We start from the raw sequence: 16,259 nt of genomic DNA on the forward strand, positions 1-16,259 counted from the left end.
ATACAGATATGTCCCTGAGACGGCTTTTCTCTTCGCTCAAATACGCCATCGCGGCACTTGCAACCGCCCTGGTGCCGGCTCAGGCCTTTGAGACCCAGGCGCGTGCCGCCTGGGTGTATGATGTGACCACCCATACGGTCTTGCTGGACAAGAACGCGACCGAGCCGCTGCCGCCGGCCTCGATGTCAAAGCTGATGACCATCAATATGGTGTTCGAGGCGCTGAAATCGGGCCGGATGCAGATGACCGACACATTCTCGGTCTCGGAAAAGGCCTGGAAGATGGGCGGGTCGAAAATGTTCGTCAAACCCGATGACCGGCCCAGTATCGAAGACCTCCTGCACGGGATCATCATCAATTCCGGCAATGATGCCTGTGTGGTCGTGGCCGAAGGCATGGCGGGGTCCGAGGAGAATTTCTCGCGCCTGATGACCGAGCGCGCGCGCGAGCTGGGCATGGCGCAGTCACATTTCGCCAACTCTTCGGGATGGCCGGACCCGGGCCAGCGGATGAGCCTGCAGGATCTGGGCATCCTCGCGGTGCGGCTGATCGAAGAATTTCCCGAGTATTATCATATGTTTGGCATGACGGGTTTTGTCTATAAAGACCGCGTGCCCTCGAACAGCGAGAACCGCAATCCGCTGCTGAGGATCAAGGGCGGCGACTGGAAGGCCGATGGGCTTAAGACCGGTCACACCCAGGAGGCGGGCTTTGGCCTTGTCGGATCGGCAGTCCATGATGACGGGCGTCGCGTGGTCTTTGTGATCACCGGGCTTGAGACCGATGCGGCGCGCGCCCAGGAATCAGAGGCCATCGTCAACTGGGCCTTCCGCCAGTTCGCCGCGAAAACCGTGGTGAAACAGGGCAGCCGGGTTGCCGAGGCAGAAATCTTCATGGGCGAGGCCGCGACCGTCGGGCTGACCCCGGCAAAGGATCTGACGCTGCTGGTGCCGACCATGGGCCAGACCAATATCAACGCCTCCGTGGTCTATAACGGGCCGATCCCCGCCCCGGTCGAAGCCGGCACCGAGCTTGCCGAGCTGATCATCCAGATCCCCGGCCTGCCCGATCACCATGTGCCGCTGGTGGCCGAGGCACCGGTCGCGAAAGCCGGTTTTGTGCGGCGCCTGACGGTAACCTCGGGAATCTTGTGGAACACCTATGTCGGGCCAGCGCCAGTGGTTGCGCCCGCTCCGGCCAGCTGAGGCCGAATTGACGGGATTGTTCCTCTCCTTCGAAGGGATCGACGGATCCGGCAAAAGCACTCAGGCCCGGCGCCTTGCCGAGAGCCTGCGTGCCGAGGGCCGCAAGGTCACCCTGACCCGCGAACCCGGAGGCTCTCCGGGGGCCGAAGAAATCCGCCGCCTCGTGCTTGAGGGCGCCACCGACCGCTGGTCGGCCGAGACCGAGATCCTCCTCTTCACCGCAGCCCGCCGTGACCATGTCGAAAAGACCATCCGCCCGGCGCTTGCCCGCGGCGAGGTGGTGATCTGCGACCGGTTCGCCGACAGCACCCGCATTTTCCAGGGCCTGACCCGGGGCGATCTGACGGCAACTGTCGACCAGCTCCACGACCTGATGATCGGGATCGAACCCGACCTCACCCTGCTGATCGACCTCGCCCCCGAAACCGGCCTTGCCCGCGCCACCGCCCGCCAGGGCCATGAGATGCGGTTCGAGGATATGGGCCTCGCCTTCCAGACCGCTGCCCGTGACGGCTTTCTCACCCTCGCCCATGCCCATCCGGGCCGGTTCCGGGTGATCAGCGGTGATGCCTCCCCCGACCAGATCGCTGCGCGCATCCGCGAGACCGTGGCGCCGGAACTGCCCCCTTCCTCCTGACTGAGATGTTCCGGGGGGCTTTGCGCGGACCTGACCGAGCAAAGCCTGGGCAATGCCCCCGCGCGCGACATCCTGCCTGCAGCCCCTTTCCCCAGGCCCCCTGACATGCAATGAAAGCCCATGGCTGACGATCCTGATCTTCCGGAACCCGACCGCACCGAAGGCGCGCCCCATCCGCGCGAGACCGCCGCGGTGCTTGGCCAGCAGGCTGCCGAGGCCGGTTTCCTCGACGCCTGGAACCATGGCCGGCTGCATCACGCCTGGATGCTCACCGGCCCCAAAGGCGTCGGCAAGGCCACTCTGGCCTGGAAGATCGCCCGTTTCCTTCTGACCACCCCGGATCCCGGCACGGATGGTGGCCTTTTCGGCGCGCCTGAACCGCCCGGCTCGCTCGATACCGATCCCGAAAGCCCGGTCGCGCGGCGGATGCGCGCCCTGGCCGAGCCGCGGCTTTTCCTCTTGCGCCGCGCCCCGAATGACAAACGCAACGCCATCTCACAGGTGATCACTGTCGATGAGGTCCGGCGGATGAAGAGCTTCTTCGCGCTCTCCGCAGCCGATGGGGGCCGCCGCGTCGCCATTGTCGACAGCGTGGACGAGATGAACCCCAATGCCGCCAATGCGCTTCTGAAACTGCTGGAAGAGCCGCCTCCCGGCACCACTTTCCTCATGGTCTCGCATCAGCCGGCGCGGTTGTTGCCGACGATCCGCTCGCGCTGCCGCGAGCTGCGCCTGACACCGCTGGCCCCCGATGCACTTTCCGATGCGCTGACCCAGGCCGGCGGCCTGGCACAGCCGCATGAGATCGCGGCGCTGAGCGAGCTCGCGGGCGGCTCGGCGGGCGAGGCCTTTCGCCTGACCAATCTCGAAGGGCTGGAAACCTATGCCGCGCTGGTGACATTGTTCTCCACCCTGCCGCGCCTTGACCGCCCGCGCGCGCTTGCGCTGAGCGAGGCCGCCGGTGCCCGGGGCCAGGGTGACCGGTTCGACCTCGTCCTGACCCAGATCGAGCTTTTCCTCTCGCGCCTCGCCCGGGCTGCCGCCAAACGCGAAACCCCGCCCGAGGCCGCGCCGGGCGAAGCCGCGCTCTTTGCCCGGCTCGCGCCCGGAACCGCTGCCGCCCGCCCCTGGGCCGAACTTGCGCAAAGCCTGACGCTCCGCGCCAGGCGCGGCAAGTCGGTCAACCTTGACCCTGCCGCCCTTCTCATGGATATCCTGCTGAGGATCGACGCCATGGCGGGAAGCCTCGCCTCCGGCTGACATGCCGGCCAGAACCGAGACCGGAACACGATGCCCCCCGAATTGCTGCCCGATACGCCCGCCGATATGCCCTCCCTGCCGCTGCTTGTTGACAGCCATTGCCATCTCGATTTCCCGGATTTCGAAGGGCAGACCGATGACCTGATCGCCCGTGCGGCCGCAGCCGGTGTCACGCGGATGGTGACGATCTGCACCAGGATCGCACGGCTGCCCCTCTGCCAGGGCCTGGCCGAGGCCCATCCCGGCGTATTCTACACCTATGGCATCCACCCGCTGCATGTGACCGAGGAACCGGCAATCACCGCGCCGGAGCTGATCGCGCTGAGCCAGCATCCCAAATTCGTGGCACTGGGCGAAACCGGCCTCGATTTCCACTATACGCCCGAGACCCGCGACGCGCAGCTCGCCTCGCTCCGGGTCCATATCGAGGCGGCGCAGCTTTCTGGCCTGCCGCTGGTGATCCATTCCCGCGATGCCGATGAGGATATGGAGCGCCTGCTGACAGATGGTATGAAAGCCGCGCCCTTCAGCTGCGTGATGCATTGCTACACCTCCGGCGCAAGGCTGGCGGAAGTGGCGCTGGATCTGGGGTTTTACCTCTCGATGTCGGGGATCGCCGCTTTCCCCAAAAGCCAGGAGATCCGCGATATCTTCGCCCGCGCGCCGCTTGAACGCGTACTGGTCGAGACCGACAGCCCCTATCTCGCGCCGCCGCCCTATCGGGGCAAACGCAACGAGCCGGCCTATGTCGCCCATACCGCCCGTGTGGGCGCGGGTCTTTTCGGGCTGAGCGAGGCCGAATTTGCCCGCGCCACCAGCGCGAATTTCGACCGGCTGTTTTCCCGGGCCGCTGCGTTCGGGGCTTTGCAGGGTGAAAGCCGCGCACCTGACCCGGTCCTGTCGTCAGCCAGTGCCGTGTCGGTGACCGGAGGCCAGCCATGAGCGTCCTGCGCTTCACCATTCTCGGCTGCGGCTCTTCCGGTGGCGTGCCGCGGATCGGCAATAACTGGGGCGATTGTGCCCCGTCCAATCCCAAAAACCGGCGTCGCCGGTGTTCCATGCTGGTCGAACGGATCAGTGCCGGGGGCACCACCCGTGTGCTGATCGATACCGGCCCGGATATGCGCGATCAGCTGCTGGATGCCGGCATCGGCACGCTGGATGCGGTGATCTATACCCATTCCCATGCCGATCACGTCCATGGGCTGGATGACCTGCGCCAGATCGTTCTGAACATGCAGCGTCGGTTGCCGGTCTGGGCCGATGGCCCGACCCAGGAGGCGCTGTTTTCGCGCTTTGCCTATGCTTTCATCCAGGCCGCCGGCAGCAGCTATCCGCCGATCCTCGAGATGAACACGATCGACGGCGCCGTCGTGATCGAAGGCGCGGGCGGCGCGATTGAATTCATCCCCTTCCTCGCCGAACATGGCACCATCGATGCGCTCGGTTTCCGGATCGGTCCGCTGGCCTATCTGCCCGATGCCGTCGCCCTGCCCGATGCAGCATGGGAGCATTTGCAGGGGCTTGACTGCTGGGTGGTCGATGCACTGCGCCGCAAACCGCATCCGACCCATGCCCATCTGGCGATGACGCTGGACTGGATTTCCCGTGCGGCGCCGAAGCGGGCAGTTCTGACCAATATGCATCTCGACCTGGATTATGACACGCTATGTGGCGAATTGCCCCGGCATATCCGCCCCGCCTTTGACGGCATGGTCATAGAATACGACATCCCGGGCTGAGGCCCAGCAAGAGTAGCTGCCATGTCCGCGCTGTTAGACGTTATCCTGCCGGTGTTCCTCGTCATCGGGTTCGGCTGGCTGGCGGCAAGAACGGGCAAGTTCAGCGAAAGCCATGTCGACGGGCTGATGAAATTCGCCCAGAGCTATGCACTGCCCTGTGTGCTGTTTCGTGGCGTGGCCGGGCTGGATCTGTCGCTCGCCTATGATCCGGGAATGATGCTCTCTTTTTATATCGGGGCGTTTTCGGGCTTTGCGATCTGCTTTGCCGGGGCGCTGTGGCTGTTCCACCGGCCGCTGACCGATTCCATCGCCATCGGCTTTGCGGGGATGTTCTCGAACTCGCTGCTTCTTGGCCTGCCGATCACCGAACGCGCCTTTGGGACCGAAGCGCTGGCGGGAAATTTCGCGATCATCTCGGTGCATTCGCCGCTGTTTTACGGGCTGGGGATCTCGCTGATGGAATGGGCGCGCTCGCGCGGACAGGGCCTCTCGGCTTTTCGACTGTCACGCCAGATCGCGGGCGCGATCCTGCATCAGCCGCTGGTGCTGGCGATCATTTCAGGCTTTGCGGTCAATCTGAGCGGGGTCGCCCTGCCCGGTCCGGTCTGGTCGGCAGTGGATATGCTGGCGCTGGCAGCGCTGCCGGCGGCGTTGTTCGGGCTGGGCGGCGTCCTGTTTCGCTACCGGCCCGAAGGGGATCGCTGGACGATTGTGTGGATTTGCGTCACGTCGCTGGTGATCCATCCGGCCATCGCCTGGGGGATCGGGCGCGGGATCTTCGGGATCAGCGATGCGGCTTTGCGCTCGATGATCCTGACAGCAGCCATGGCGCCTGGCGCCAATGCCTATCTTTTCGCGCATATGTATGGCGTGGCCAAACGGGTGAATGCTTCGGCGGTGCTGTTTGGCACTGCATTCTCAATCCTCTCGGTCTGGATCTGGCTGCAGATCCTGCCCTGACGCGGTGCGCCGGAGTTTTAAGTAAAACTCCGGCCCGATTTCTTTCTGAAGAAATCGGCGGCGCGTTCAGCGCCCCGTGACGCCGCGCATGGCGTCGGAACGGCGGCGCAGCACCTCGATCGTGGTCAGGAGCGCGATGGAAATCACCACGAGGATCGTTGCCACGGCAAGGATCGCGGGCGAGATCGCTTCGCGGATGCCGTTCCACATCTGGCGCGGGATGGTCTGCTGTTCCGGGCCCGCGATCAGCAGGACAGCCACCACCTCGTCGAACGAGGTGACGAAGGCGAACAGCGCGCCCGAGATCACACCGGGCAGGATCAGCGGCATGATCACCTTGAAAAACGTGGTTCGCGGGTTTGCGCCAAGGCTTGCGGCTGCACGGATCAGCGACTGGTCAAAGCCCGACAGCGTTGCGGTCACAGTGATGATCACGAAGGGAATGCCAAGGGCTGCATGGGCGAGGATCACCCCGGTATAGGTCGAGGTCAGCCGCCAGGGCTGCTCTTCGGTGCCGCAGGTCACGCCGATGACCGAACAGGGGTTCGAATAGAAAAAGAACATCCCAGTTGCGACGATGATGATCGGGACAATCATCGGCGAGATCAGCACCGCCATGATCAGCCGGCGATAGGGCATTTCGGGGCGCGACAGGCCAAGGGCTGCGAGCGTGCCCAGCACGGTCGAGAGAATTGTCGCCCAGAAGCCGATAATCACCGAGTTTTTCGCCGCTTTTACCCAGACCGAATTCTGCCACATATCCGACCACCAGGCCGCGCCGGTGGCGCCGGTGCTCTGCATGCCCTTGACCACCAGCTCGTCATACCAGCGCAGGGAATAGCCCTCCGGATCGAAGCTCAGCATCTTTGAGGTAAAGGTGAAATAGGGCTCTGCATTGAAAGAGAGCGGCATGATGACAAGGATCGGCGCGATCAGGAAGATGAAGATCAGCGTGCAGATCACGATATAGGCGTAATACCAGGCGCGCTCGAGCGGGTCGGCATAGGTCGGAAGGGCCATGGCTGTCTCCTGACAGGTGGTGTCTTTTCTGGCTGCCGCGGGGAGAAAGACGCCGGGGGCGCTTCGCCCCCCGGCCCCCCAGAGGATATTTATGGACAGATGAAAGGGGCGGGCTTTTGCCCCTTTCATCGGATTGACGTCAGCCGAGCTTGAGTTTGTCGATGCCGATCAGGCGGTCATAGAGCCAGTAGAGAAGCAGCACGCCGGCGAGCAGCATGGCGGCGAGGGCTGCGGCCTGGCTCCAGTTCGATTTGGTCATATGGAACTGGATCTGGTTCGAGAAGAGCTGACCATCGGCGCCGCCGACCAGGGCGGGCGTGATGTAATAGCCGACCGCCAGAATGAAGACGAGAAGCACGCCGGCGCCGATCCCCGGCAGGGTCTGCGGCAGATAGATCCGGCGGAAGGTGGTCCAGGAGGTGGCGCCGAGCGAGCGCGCCGCGCGGGCATAGCTGGGCGGGATCACCCGCATCACCGAATAAAGCGGCAGTACCATGAAGGGCAGCAGGATATGCACCATCACAATGATCGTGCCGGTCTGGTTATAGATCAGCGCGAGCCGCCCGCTGTCATCGATCACCCCCATCGTGACCAGCAGGGAATTGATCACCCCCTGGCCCTGCAACAGCACGATCCAGGATGTCGTCCGCACCAGAAGCGAGGTCCAGAATGGCAGCAGAACGAGGATCATCAGCAGATTGGCCTTTGCCATCGGCAGCGTCGCCAGCATATGGGCGATCGGGAAGGCCAGCAGCAGGCAGATGCCGGTGATCACCGCTGAGAGCAGGAAGGTCCGGACATAGAGCCAGATATAGACACGGTTCACCTCGGCCACGCGTTCGATACCGCCATCCGAAGAGCGCTGCATATCGATGCCGGACAGGTAAAAATCGGTGGTCCAGGGCGATGCCGCCTCCCGCATCGCGACCCACAACAGCGGCTCGCCCCATTTCCTGTCCTGTTCCAGCAGAGCCTCGCGGTAAGGCGGCTGCAGATCATCGGCCCCGCGCGCGGCAGAGGTGATCAGCGAGCGTGTCCCGGGCACGGAATAGTTGATCCGGGTGCCCGCCTCACCGGCGAGCCGGTTTTCTTTCATAAAAAGCAGGTCGGAGGCGAGTGCGGCATAGGCGGCCTCATCGGGTTCGGTGCCGGCTGGATTGGCGGCGAACCAGGCCCCGAGCGCGGGCGAGGCCTTGGAGAACCCGTCATGATAGAAGGAGCGTTGTAGCATCTGCCCGATCGGCAGCGCGAAGGTGATCACGATGAACAGAAGGAGCGGCAGAACCAGCAGGAAGGCCCGCCGTTTCGCCCGCGACTGTGCCGCGGCCAGCGCCGCCTTCAGCGGGCGGCCATCGGCTGTCTTCAGCCCGGCGGCGGTGGGATCCATGGTGGTTTCTGCCATAATTCTGTCCTGAAACTTCTGCCCCGCATCTGCAGGGGCGCTTATTCTTCTGATCTGTCCGGCCTGGATCGCGTCTCAGGCCCGGCGGGCATGGTCCGGTCCACGAAATGGCCCGTCGCGGAGTAAGGTCAGCCTCTTGCGAGGCCGGTCAGTTGCCGGCGCTTAGTTTCAGACCTGAGGGCGCGGCGGGAAGTGCTGCGAATTCAACATCATAAGAGGCGCGTTCTTCCTCGCTCATCTGGCTGATCATCACGCGGGTCGTATAGCCGCCTTCGATCACCCCATCGGGCCGAAACCGCATCCAGTCGGAAATCTCGCTTGCGGGGAAAGACACCGGATCGCCGGCCTTGCCGTGAAAGCCCTGAGGCTGAGCGGCGAGTGTCCCCTTGACGAGACTTCCGTGAACGCCCGTCAGCACGACCCAGCTATGTTCGGTGCCGGCATCGCCCAGATCGACGGGATGCGCCCATTTCACCATATAGCTGTGATCTGAGAGATCGGATTTCGCAGCCGCCGCCAGAACCGGTGGCAGGCTTTCGCGCGCGGCATCCATCGCGGCATTCATCGCGATATCAGCGGTAAGAAAGGCCATCGCACCCGATTTCGACGACGTCACCGCCCCGGTATCTCTGGCCTGCAGCTCCGGCGGTATGGCGAGCGAAAGCCCGATACCAAAAAACAGGGCAGCGGCGATCCGGCTCGGTTGGGCAAAGGTCATCACAGCACTCTGGCGACAGGGAGGGAATGGCGGGAGTGCGGGAGGATATGCCCCCCGCACCCCCGTTTCAGCTCAGTTCGATACGAGCCAGGCGTTATAGCGCTCGCCCAGTTCGGTATCGCGATCGACCCAGAAATCCTGCGACGAGGCCAGCGCATTGCCGAGGTTCTGCGGCGCTGTCGGCAGGTTCGGCAGCATCGGCTTGTCGGAGCCGTCGATATTGCCGACGAAAGCTGCGGCCGATTTGCGGGGCGGGCCGTAAGAGATGTAAGACGCCGCTTTCGCCGAAACCTCGCTTGAGGTCGCATATTTGATCAGCTCAAGTGCCGCTGCTTCATTGGGGGCACCTTTCGGGATCGAGAAACCTTCCCATTCATAGACCTGGCCGTCCCAGACGATATCGAAGGGCTTGTTCTCGCCATGGGCCGCGTTGAAGATCCGGCCGTTATAGGCCATGGTCATCACCACTTCGCCATCCGCCAGAAGCTGCGGCGGCTGTGCGCCGGCATCCCAGAACACGGCATCTTTCTTGATCGTATCAAGCTTGGCAAAGGCGCGGTCGACGCCTTCCGGGGTCTCGAGCAGGGCATAGACCTCAGCCGCCGGAACACCATCCGCCATCAGCGCCATTTCAAGCGTGACTTTCGGGTTCTTGCGAACGCCACGTTTGCCGGGGAATTTCTCGGTATCGAAGAAATCGGCGATCGTCTTCGGCCCGGCGCCTTCGGCGAATTTCGTGGTGTCATAGCCGATGATGGTCGCAAAAATATCAGCGGCAACCATGCATTCGGTCACGGTGCCGGGAAGGAAATCGTCCATCGCCTTGGTGCCATCGGCACCGTCAGGCAGATCGGCGCCATCGATCTGAACCAGCTGGCCTTCGTCGCAGAGACGCACGGCATCGGCGATTTCAAGCACGGCGACATCAACGGTCACATTGCCCGCATCGACCTGCGCTTTGACCGGGATCGCCGGATTGTCGGAATCGATTGAATTGACTTTGATGCCGGTCTTTTCGGTAAAGGGTTTGAAATAGGCTTCGATCTGGCTGTTGGCATAGGCGCCGCCCCAGCCCATGACCGTGACCTCCTGCGCCAGTGCTGGCAGCGCGAACCCGCCAAGTGCGGTGGAGAGGACGAGCAGTTTTTTCATTATCAGTCTCCCGTGTTGAAAATGGTCCCCTTGCGGGGAAAACAGTGACCCCGGAGCCGCACGGGTCTTATGCCCGTTTTCGCAGCCTCTGAGGCAAGGCCCCGGTAAACCGGGGGGCGCTTACACGCGGCGGTTCTCAGACCGCGTCAAGCGCGCGGGCATCCTGCGGATGCCAGCCGACCTTGATCTTTTCGCCCGGATTGAGCCGGGTCTGATCGAGGGTATTGCGGCATTTCACCACAAAATCATCGGTCCCGGCGACGCGCATCCTGGTGCGCAGGATGTCGCCCATATAGATGACCTCCAGCACTTCGGCATCCAGCGTCAGCGCGCCCGGCGGCATCAGCGAGGGCTTGAACTCGATCCGTTCCGGCCGGATCGAGACCAGCGTCTTCTGACCGCTCGCGGTGACATTCACCGGCGTCGCGTCGATCAGCTCCCCGGTCGAAAGCCGCACCCGTGCCTTGCCGCCACCGATCTCTTCAATCGTGCCCGGCAGCTTGTTATTCTCGCCGATGAACTGCGCGACAAAGCTGTTTTCGGGGCGTTCATACAGATCGGCGGGCGGGGCAAGCTGCTGGATGCGGCCGTCATTGAACACCGCGACCCGGTCGGACATGGTCAGCGCCTCGCCCTGGTCATGGGTCACATAGACGACCGTGATGCCAAGAGATTCGTGCAGGTGTTTGATTTCAAACTGCATATGCTCGCGCAGCTGTTTGTCGAGCGCACCCAGCGGCTCATCCATCAGCACCAGTTTCGGGTCGAACACCAATGCCCGCGCGAGTGCGATACGCTGCTGCTGCCCGCCGGACAATTGCGCCGGGCGCCGCGCGATAAATGCGCCCATCTGCACCATATCCAGCGCGCGTTTCACCCGCGTCTCGCGCTCATCCTTACCCATCCCGCGCACTTCCAGCGGGAAGGACAGGTTCTCCCCCACCGTCATATGCGGGAAAAGCGCGTAATTCTGGAAAACCATCCCGATGCCGCGCTTATGCGGCGGCACCTGATTGATCGGGCGGCCATCCAGAAGGATCTCGCCATGGGTCGCCGTCTCGAACCCCGCCAGCATCATCAGGCAGGTCGTTTTACCCGATCCCGATGGCCCGAGCATGGTCAGAAACTCGCCCTTGGCGATATGGAGGTTCAGATCCTTAACGACCAGCGAGACACCGTCATAGCTTTTTTGAACATGCTCGAAAGCGACGAAAGCGTCGTTCTTCGGATCAACCGTCACTCAGTTCTCCCTGACTTCATTGCTGGCCTGGCCAGCCGAATTCTGCGGCGGATTAACCGCTCTCTTGCCACAGACGTAAGCAAATGCGGCAGCGCAATGCAACGGGCAATAAAAGATCCCGGCCGCCAAAGCGGTGCGACCGGAGCATGCAGGAAATCTGCCCGAAAAAGCGCCCCGAAAAAGGAACTCCGCCGCGATGAGCGCCCGTCTTCGGGCCGGTTCCAGACCGATCAGGAGCCTGGCGCCACGTTTTTACGGAGAGGAAAGGTTGATTCTCGATGCGGCGGAGGCCGGGTAGACCGGTTTCGCCTGAAAAGAAGGCAGGAAACGCCCCCGCGATCATATGGGTCGCAGGGGCAGTGTCACGGACCGTACAGTGAGGACCAGCGACGTGAGAGCCAGGCCCGGCTGAATGGGCTCTGGCGGCTTACTCTGCCGCCACCCGCCGCGGCTTCAGCATCGGGCCGAGATAGCGCCCGGTATGGCTGGCCGCGACCCTCGCAACCTCTTCCGGAGTGCCGCTCGCGACAATCTGCCCACCGCCATCGCCGCCCTCGGGGCCGATATCAATGACCCAGTCGGCGGTCTTGATGACGTCGAGATTATGCTCGATCACCACGACCGTATTGCCCTGATCGACCAGGGAATGCAGCACCTCGAGAAGCTTCCTCACATCCTCGAAATGCAGGCCCGTGGTCGGCTCATCGAGGATATAGAGGGTGCGGCCCGTGGCGCGACGGCTGAGCTCTTTTGAGAGTTTCACCCGCTGCGCTTCGCCCCCGGAAAGCGTCGTCGCCTGCTGGCCGACCTTGATATAGCCAAGGCCCACCTCGCATAGCGCATCCATCTTTTCCCGGATCGAGGGCACCGCCTGGAAGAAATCACGCGCATCTTCGCAGGTCATATCAAGAACGTCAGCGATGCTCCTGGTCTTGAACTTGATTTCCAGCGTCTCGCGATTGTAGCGCTGCCCCTTGCAGGTCTCGCAGGTGACATAGACATCGGGGAGGAAATGCATCTCGATCTTGATGACGCCATCGCCCTGACAGGCCTCACATCGCCCGCCTTTGACGTTGAACGAGAACCGCCCCGGCCCATAGCCGCGCGCTTTCGCCTCGGGCAGGCCCGAAAACCAGTCACGAATATGAGTGAAGGCGCCGGTATAAGTCGCTGGATTAGACCGCGGCGTTCGCCCGATGGGGCGCTGGTCGATATCAATGACTTTGTCGAGATGCTCGAACCCTTTGATCGTCTCGCAGGGCGCCGGCGTCTCATGCGCGCCATTCAGCCGGATCGCAGCTGTCTTGTAGAGCGTCTCGATGGTCAGGGTCGATTTGCCGCCCCCGGATACCCCCGCGACACAGACAAATTCGCCCAGCGGGAATTCGGCGGTCACGTTTTTGAGGTTATTCCCGGAAGCCTTTACAACCGTAAGCTTTTTCCCGTTCCCCTTGCGACGTTCTTTGGGCACTGCAATCTCGCGCTGCCCCGAAAGATACTGGCCGGTCAGGCTGTCGGGATTGGCCGCGATCTCGGCCGGCGTGCCGCGCGCGATGATCTGCCCGCCATGGACACCAGCCCCGGGGCCGATGTCGAAAACATAATCCGCCTCGCGGATCGCATCCTCGTCATGTTCGACCACAAGCACGGAATTGCCCTGATCGCGCAACCCTTTCAGGGTCGTAAGCAACCGGTCATTGTCGCGCTGATGCAACCCGATCGAAGGTTCATCCAGCACGTAAAGCACGCCCGTCAGCCCCGATCCGATCTGGCTCGCCAGCCGGATCCGCTGACTTTCACCGCCGGAAAGCGTGCCGGCATTACGCGCCATCGTCAGATAGTTCAGCCCGACATTCACAAGGAATCCAAGGCGTTCGCGTATTTCCTTGAGAATTGCCTTTGCGATTTCATTCTGCTGACCGGTGAGCGTCTCATGCGCCGTCGAGATCCAGTCAAACGCTTCCTGGATCGATTTTTGCACCACCTGACCGATATGCAGCCCGGCGATTTTCACCGCCAGCGCCTCGGGTTTCAGACGGTAGCCGTTGCAGGAAGAACAGGGCCGATTGTTCTGATACCGCTCCATTTCCTCGCGCGACCAGGTGCTGTCGGTCTCGCGGTAACGGCGTTCCATATTGGGGATGATCCCCTCGAAAAGACGGCGCACCTTATAGACGCGCCCATTCTCATCATAGGTGAAGTCAATCTCCTCACCCTTTGATCCATAAAGGAAAAGCTGGCGGATCTGTTCTGGCAGGTCGCGCCATTTGGTCTTTTTGTCAAAGCCATAATGCTTGGCCAGACAATCGACCGTCTGGGTGAAATAGGCCGATTTCGATTTCGCCCAGGGGGCAATCGCGCCTTGCAGGATCGAGAGGCCCTGATCGGGCACCACGAGACGCTCGTCGAAGAACAGCTCCACCCCCAGCCCGTCACAGGACGGGCATGCCCCGAAAGGTGCGTTGAAGGAAAACAGCCGCGGCTCGATTTCGGCGATGGTAAAGCCGGAAACCGGGCAGGCGAATTTTTCGGAATAGGTTTTCCGTTCGGCGTCCTCATCGGCCATTTCGATCACGGCGATGCCATCGGCAAGGTTCAGCGCGGTGCGGAAGCTGTCGGCAAGCCGCACCTCAAGCCCCTCGCGCACCACGATGCGGTCGACCACCACGTCGATATTATGGCGGAATTTCTTGTCGAGTGTCGGAGGCTCTTCCAGCTCGTAGAATTCGCCATTCACCTTGACGCGCTGGAAGCCCTGTTTACGAAGTTCCAGGAATTCCTTCTTATATTCGCCCTTACGGTCGCGCACGATGGGGGCCAGAAGGTAGGCGCGGGTGCCTTCCGGCATCGCCATCACCGCATCGACCATATCCTGCACCTGCATCGCGGTGATCGGCAGCCCGGTCGCCGGCGAATAAGGCACGCCGACACGCGCGAACAACAGACGGAGGTAATCGTAGATTTCAGTGACCGTCCCCACTGTCGAACGCGGGTTCTTCGAGGTGGTCTTCTGCTCAATCGAAATCGCCGGGCTCAGGCCCGAGATATGGTCGACATCGGGCTTTCCGGCCATGTCGAGGAACTGGCGCGCATAGGCCGAAAGGCTCTCGACATAGCGGCGCTGCCCTTCGGCATAGATCGTGTCAAAGGCCAGCGAAGATTTTCCCGAGCCCGACAGCCCGGTGATCACCACGAACTGATCGCGCGGAATATCAAGATCGACGTTCTTCAGATTATGTTCGCGCGCGCCGCGCACTTCGATAAACTTATGCTCGGCCATCATCACACCGCCATCTCGACACTCAGGGGATAAACGCGAAAGAGAGATAGGATAAAATCTGCGCCGCGCCAACTGCAATTCGTGAACGAAATATGAACATTATTCAACTTAGCGGGGCCTGCGCATTTTGGCGCCAGCGCCCGTGCAGACGATGCCCCTCCGGACAGCACAGGCCGGCGCGGCCCTGAAACCTGCGCAACAGGCGGACCGAGACCGAAGTGTCGCGGAGACTCTGCATCGGCTCGCTCCGGTGGGACATGATCGGGTGCAGTCCGGCGGTGATGCGGCAGGGCCCGGATCTGCCTGGTCGCATCACCCGCCTGCCGGCCCGCATCGCGCTGAATATCGCTATGGAGCTGGCGCGGTTTGGCTTCGGCCCCGAGAATCTGACGCTGATCAGCCGCGACGCCGAAGGTGATGACCTGATCCGTGCCTGGTGTCGGCACCGGATTTGCCTCGCGATCTGAGGATCTGCCGACCGACCGCAATCTGGCGGTCGAAGCTCCGAACAGGCTGATCGCCGCCGTCTCCGAAGCCCATTCGCTGGCACCGGCCGGCGCGTCTTCTTGCCACTCTCGAAGACGGTCGGCCTGGCTCCGCGATCGCGCCCCGGACCGGCATGATCGCGCCTGACGGCAATCTGACTGAAGCGCTGCTCGCGGAAATCGCCGCCTCACCCCTGTTTCGCGAGGCCGAACTGAAGATTGCCCCGGCAAGGGCGGAAGGCTGCGCCCGCTGCTCACCCATCCCGGCGCGACGCTCTATCTCCATCCCGAAGAGGCCGGGCTGCTGGCAGGAGCTCCTTGTGACAGCGCGGCCGCGGCGGCCGAAGCCTGCCGTTTAAGACCCACCGTTTCCGTCTGCCCGCCGCATGTCCTCGTGACCCGGGTGACAGGCGCCGGCGACACTTTCATGGCCGCCCATATCTCGGCCGAACTGCGCGGGCGCGGACCCGCGAGGCGACCATGCGTGTCACCCTCCTGACCGCCGCCAGGGCCGAGGCTGAAATCCGCATCGCCGGCGGCGGCGGCGTCCCCGCGACCATGGCTGTGCTCGGGGGGCGTATCCATATCGGGCTGACCGAGGCCGAACTGAACACCCCTTGCCAGTTCACCGATGTGGCGCAGCTTTCGCGCGCCGATCTCGTGGCATGCGTGGTCCGGGCCGGCACTGGCGCGACGACGCTGGCGGCGACGATGATCTGCGCGCGTCTCACCGGGATCACCACTTTCGCAATGGGCGGCATCGGCGGTGTGCATCGTGGTGCCGAGACCAGTTTCGATCTCTCTGCCGATCCCCAGGAAATCGCCCGATCCCCTGTGACAGTGGTAGCTGCAGGCTCAAATCGAATCTCCACCTGCCGAAGACCCTGGAATATCCTGAAAGCGCCGGTGTGCCGCTGATCGCTTTTGGCCGGGACGATCTGCCGGCCTTCTGGGCGCGCGACCCGGGCCAGAAGGTGCCCCTGCGCATGGATGATCCGGCGCAGATCGCGGTGGCGCCGGCCAGCCGGTGGTCTACCAGATCTCCCGGAACATAAGACCCCGCTGCCCGAAGTCGCGGCGTATCACATCACGGCAAAACAGGTGACGCCCATCCTTCCCAACCGGATCTGTGAGCGGACCGGCACTCGCGCGCTGGCC

General features: G+C 62.8%; 13 protein-coding genes and 1 pseudogene. 8 read left to right on the forward strand and 6 right to left on the reverse strand.

What is annotated here, in order from left to right:
• The first annotated feature begins 8 nt into the window (after nucleotides 1-8).
• From BLW25_RS07650 to BLW25_RS07675, 6 genes are all read left to right on the forward strand, one after another.
• On the forward strand, nucleotides 9-1,205 hold the full coding sequence (locus BLW25_RS07650; RefSeq protein WP_092897862.1) for a D-alanyl-D-alanine carboxypeptidase family protein: 1,197 nt from the start codon (nucleotides 9-11) through the stop codon (nucleotides 1,203-1,205).
• Entirely contained in the window at nucleotides 1,162-1,842 is a 681-nt protein-coding gene (gene tmk / locus BLW25_RS07655) for a dTMP kinase (protein ID WP_092897864.1), read from the forward strand. Before BLW25_RS07650 ends, tmk begins: the two co-directional genes overlap by 44 nt.
• A 120-nt stretch (nucleotides 1,843-1,962) precedes the next feature.
• Nucleotides 1,963-3,102 carry a DNA polymerase III subunit delta' gene (locus BLW25_RS07660; protein WP_092897866.1) on the forward strand — a complete coding sequence of 380 codons (1,140 nt, stop codon included), beginning with the start codon at nucleotides 1,963-1,965 and terminating at the stop codon, nucleotides 3,100-3,102.
• A 30-nt stretch (nucleotides 3,103-3,132) separates the two neighbouring features.
• On the forward strand, nucleotides 3,133-4,044 hold the full coding sequence (locus tag BLW25_RS07665; protein WP_253188280.1) for a TatD family hydrolase: 912 nt from the start codon (nucleotides 3,133-3,135) through the stop codon (nucleotides 4,042-4,044).
• Nucleotides 4,041-4,844, forward strand: coding sequence for an MBL fold metallo-hydrolase (locus BLW25_RS07670; protein WP_092897868.1), 804 nt, complete (start codon nucleotides 4,041-4,043; stop codon nucleotides 4,842-4,844). The genes BLW25_RS07665 and BLW25_RS07670 overlap by 4 nt, the downstream gene beginning before the upstream one ends.
• Nucleotides 4,845-4,865: 21 nt before the next feature.
• Entirely contained in the window at nucleotides 4,866-5,804 is a 939-nt protein-coding gene (locus tag BLW25_RS07675) for an AEC family transporter (RefSeq protein WP_092897870.1), read from the forward strand.
• A gap of 66 nt (nucleotides 5,805-5,870) precedes the next feature.
• On the opposite strand, the gene BLW25_RS07680 is transcribed toward BLW25_RS07675, so the two are convergent.
• The 6 genes from BLW25_RS07680 to uvrA all read right to left on the reverse strand — a co-directional run bounded on the left by BLW25_RS07680 (nucleotide 5,871) and on the right by uvrA (nucleotide 14,616).
• Nucleotides 5,871-6,824, reverse strand: a complete 954-nt coding sequence (locus tag BLW25_RS07680) for an ABC transporter permease (RefSeq protein WP_092897872.1) — start codon at nucleotides 6,822-6,824, stop codon at nucleotides 5,871-5,873.
• 139 nt (nucleotides 6,825-6,963) lie between these two features.
• Complete coding sequence (locus tag BLW25_RS07685; RefSeq protein ID WP_092897874.1) at nucleotides 6,964-8,226, reverse strand: ABC transporter permease; 1,263 nt, start codon at nucleotides 8,224-8,226, stop codon at nucleotides 6,964-6,966.
• A 148-nt stretch (nucleotides 8,227-8,374) separates the two neighbouring features.
• Nucleotides 8,375-8,944 (reverse strand): DUF2314 domain-containing protein, encoded by a 570-nt coding sequence (locus BLW25_RS07690; protein ID WP_092897876.1) that lies wholly within the window; start codon nucleotides 8,942-8,944, stop codon nucleotides 8,375-8,377.
• A 72-nt stretch (nucleotides 8,945-9,016) separates the two neighbouring features.
• The gene (locus BLW25_RS07695; RefSeq protein ID WP_092897878.1) at nucleotides 9,017-10,096 is read right to left on the reverse strand and encodes an ABC transporter substrate-binding protein; all 1,080 of its coding nucleotides are present in this window, start codon (nucleotides 10,094-10,096) and stop codon (nucleotides 9,017-9,019) included.
• A gap of 136 nt (nucleotides 10,097-10,232) precedes the next feature.
• Nucleotides 10,233-11,336, reverse strand: coding sequence for an ABC transporter ATP-binding protein (locus BLW25_RS07700; protein WP_092897880.1), 1,104 nt, complete (start codon nucleotides 11,334-11,336; stop codon nucleotides 10,233-10,235).
• A gap of 427 nt (nucleotides 11,337-11,763) precedes the next feature.
• Complete coding sequence (uvrA, locus tag BLW25_RS07705) at nucleotides 11,764-14,616, reverse strand: excinuclease ABC subunit UvrA (protein WP_092901712.1); 2,853 nt, start codon at nucleotides 14,614-14,616, stop codon at nucleotides 11,764-11,766.
• A gap of 218 nt (nucleotides 14,617-14,834) precedes the next feature.
• Here uvrA and BLW25_RS24915 point away from each other — a divergent pair, with 218 nt between their 5' ends.
• The gene (locus BLW25_RS24915) at nucleotides 14,835-15,083 is read left to right on the forward strand and encodes a carbohydrate kinase family protein (protein ID WP_253188289.1); all 249 of its coding nucleotides are present in this window, start codon (nucleotides 14,835-14,837) and stop codon (nucleotides 15,081-15,083) included.
• 498 nt (nucleotides 15,084-15,581) lie between these two features.
• Nucleotides 15,582-16,156: pseudogene (locus BLW25_RS07715) on the forward strand (pseudouridine-5'-phosphate glycosidase).
• Nucleotides 16,157-16,259 lie beyond the last annotated feature (103 nt).

The organism is Rhodobacter sp. 24-YEA-8 (assembly GCF_900105075.1).
GTDB lineage: Bacteria > Pseudomonadota > Alphaproteobacteria > Rhodobacterales > Rhodobacteraceae > Pseudogemmobacter.